Raw genomic sequence first — 3,108 nt, 5'->3', positions numbered from 1 at the left:
TAATCCGCATCTTCGTTTGCATGATCAGCTGTCGCGACCGATAGAGCCTGAGTTCGCTATAATATCTGGCCGGCGATTTATTAAACTGTTTGCTGAACATGCGCTCAAGCTGACGCCGGGATGATCCTGCAATCTTGGACAGCTCCTCAAGGCTCAAAGGTTCTTCCAAGTGATCTTCCATAATCTGGATCACCCGCAACAGGCGTTGATCTTGAATAGAATAGCGGGCGGAAAGACCAAAGTACTGGAACTCTCGACGATCTCTAATACGTTCGTGCACAAACTGATCCGCCACCATTCTGGCCAACTCAAACCCATGCAGATCAGAGATAAAGTTCAGCATCATGTCCAGCCCAGCCGTACCCCCCACACAGGTAAAACCCTTCGTACTGACTTCAAACAGCTCGTTCGATGTTTCTATATCGGGAAAAGTTTCTTTGAAGGCTGACAAATATTCCCAATGGACCGCACATTTGGTTTTATCAACCAACCCGGCTTTGGCCAGATAATACGACGCTGTATAAAGCGCCCCAATCACCTTGCCCTGACGCCCCACGGCTCTGAGCCATGGCATAAAATCACTGGTATCAAACCCCGATATATTATGTCCGCCACAAAGGATAATATTTTCAGGCTCGCTCGCAGATACCAAATCACCCCGCACCTCCAAGCGTAAGCCATTTGATGCTTCAACGTTCTTTCCATCCAGTGAGAAAACAGGGCAATCGTAAAGCTCTTCTCGTGCAACTTTATTTGCAACCCGCAAGGGCTCCATCGCAAAGGTAAAAGAATTCATTGAGAACCCAGGCAAGAGCAAAAAGCCAACACGCCGGGTTTTGCCTTCTTTGGGTTCTGGAAACATTTTATTCTCTTTTACGCCTAATGGTACTAATGAGCAGTACGAACAACTGGATTCTGTCGCTTTTCACACAAAACGACACCTCCCCTTCTAAGCGGCCTTTTCCAAGGTTTCAATAGCAGAAACAAGAAAGGCTGCCTGAAACAGACAGCCTTTCTTAATTAGACGCATTATTTGATTATTTATTCTTGTGCCAATATTCGATCGCAGCACCCACGCCCTTGCCGGGTTCAATATCCATTCCAATGTCGCGCATAACCATCTCGGCTCCGCCAAGTGCACTAAACAGCATACATTCGTTCAGATCACCAAGATGTCCGATCCGGAATAACTTTCCAGCGACTTGGGTAAGCCCCCCGCCGAGGGAAAGGTTATAATCCTGATAAGCCCTCTTAACGATTTCCTGTCCGTCAATCCCTTCAGGAACCATAACACCGGTAACAGTATCAGATTGCCATGCAGGCGTTTTGGCACAGGTCGACAGCCCCCATGCGACAACAGCTTGCCTTACCCCTTCGGCCAGACGATGGTGTCTTTGCCACACGTTCTCCATACCCTCTTCAAGCAGAACATCAACCGAAGCACGCAAGCCTCTCAACAATCCCATGGCAGGTGTATAGGGACCAAAACCAGTACGTGTCTGGTTAATCATCATCTTAAAATCAAAATAGAACCGCGGACAGGATGCCGTTTCCCCTGCTTGAAGCGCCTTTTGACTGACGCCAATAATGCCAAGGCCTGTTGGCAACATGAAGCCCTTTTGCGATCCAGCGACAGCAAGATCAACGCCCCATGCATCCATCTCAAATTCAATGGCGCCAATTGAACTGATACCATCCACATACAGCAAGGCTGGGTGGTTACAGGTATTCAGAGCCTCCCGAACACCCTTGATATCAGACGTAACACCCGTTGCCGTTTCATTGTGACAAACAATGACACCTTTGATCTCATGCTGGGTATCAGCAGCAAGACGTTCGGCAATTTGCCCTACAGGAGCCCCCTCGCCCCACGGCACATCAATGTCTTCAACCTCAATACCCAGTGCACGACACGAATCAATCCACAGACTCGAAAACTGTCCGAAACGCGCCGTAAGCACTTTATCGCCAGGAGAAAGCGTATTGGTAATGGCCGCTTCCCATCCACCCGTCCCGGATGATGGAAAAACAATCACTTCACCTTTGTCTGTCCGGAAGATTTTTTTCAAATCTTCAAACAAGGGCACCATGAAATCCGGCGCAGACATAGCCCGGTGATCCTCTGTATTTATATCCATCGCCAAACGAATACGTTCCGGCATATTTGTTGGTCCTGGGATGAAAAGTGAATTGCGGCCAGCCATCATTAAATCCTTAGCAGTATCTTTAAAATAAATTCATCAGAGAGTACGCAAACGGACCCTTTGTAAAAAGGGTAAATTCGGATTAACAATTGTGACATAAACGCAATAATCTTTTTTCATTCATCAAGCTTGCGTGCATCTCAAAAAAGGCGCAGAGTTTTGGCTCTCATCAATCATGCCCTCAAACCGAGCCTCCCCATGACACTAGAAGTTTGGCTACTTTTCATAGCCGTAAGTTTTGTTCCGGCAATCAGCCCAGGACCGGCGGTATTTTTAGCACTTTCAAACACGCTTAAATTTGGCGGGCGCGCAACGATCTGGTCTGGAACAGGCAATGCCCTTGGCTTATTTATTCTCGGATTTGGAGTTGCTCTGGGCTTGGGTACAATTATGGAAACATCAGCCCTAGCCTTTACCATTCTAAAATTTATTGGCGCGGGCTATCTGATCTGGCTCGGCATTAAAACTTGGAGAGATAAAAGCGGCTTGGTAGAAGACGATCTAAACACACGCCCCCCTCAAAAACACAAACTCTTTTCAACGGCCCTAATTGTATCGCTGACCAACCCAAAAGCGATCGTCGTTATATTGGCCCTGTTTCCTCCCTTTATGAGCGCAGAAGGATCCGCCCTATTTCAGGCAACAATCTTGTCGGCAACCTATGCAATTCTCTGTTTCTTAAACCACCTGATGATTGCCATGATGGGCGGACGCTTGAAAAGCTTTATGAGCAATATAAAGCGCATTCGCCTTGTTCGCCGCGTGCTCGGCGCAACTTTTGTCAGCTTTGGTGCTCTGCTCGCTTCAGCTCAAAGGTAACCTACCATCCCATTCTGTCCGCAAAAGCATGCCAGCGAATCATAAAGGGCATGAACCACGGAGATCCGCTATAAAATGGCCTGCT

3 protein-coding genes are annotated in these 3,108 nt (G+C 47.7%); 1 reads left to right on the top strand and 2 read right to left on the bottom strand.

Going from position 1 to position 3,108, the window contains the following annotated elements:
* Both Q0241_RS13875 and Q0241_RS13870 read right to left on the bottom strand, forming a co-directional pair.
* The coding region (locus Q0241_RS13875; RefSeq protein WP_299378504.1) for a GlxA family transcriptional regulator at positions 1 to 862 on the bottom strand (862 nt) is incomplete at its 3' end.
* A gap of 175 nt (positions 863 to 1,037) precedes the next feature.
* The gene (locus tag Q0241_RS13870; protein ID WP_299378502.1) at positions 1,038 to 2,204 is read right to left on the bottom strand and encodes an aminotransferase class V-fold PLP-dependent enzyme; all 1,167 of its coding nucleotides are present in this window, start codon (positions 2,202 to 2,204) and stop codon (positions 1,038 to 1,040) included.
* 159 nt (positions 2,205 to 2,363) lie between these two features.
* Between Q0241_RS13870 and Q0241_RS13865 the strand changes: the two genes are divergently transcribed.
* Positions 2,364 to 3,023, top strand: coding sequence for a LysE family translocator (locus Q0241_RS13865; RefSeq protein WP_299378500.1), 660 nt, complete (start codon positions 2,364 to 2,366; stop codon positions 3,021 to 3,023).
* Positions 3,024 to 3,108 lie beyond the last annotated feature (85 nt).

This window comes from uncultured Kiloniella sp. (assembly GCF_937128705.1).
Classification (GTDB): Bacteria; Pseudomonadota; Alphaproteobacteria; order Kiloniellales; family Kiloniellaceae; genus Kiloniella.
Note: the sequence above shows the minus strand (reverse complement) of the source record. Positions and strands in the feature narration are given on the sequence as shown.

Bases quoted from the DNA above. Each gene is read 5' to 3' on its own strand.
- Q0241_RS13870 (WP_299378502.1), bottom strand. From the start codon at position 2,204: ATGGCTGGCCGCAATTCACTTTTCATCCCAGGACCAACAAATATGCCG.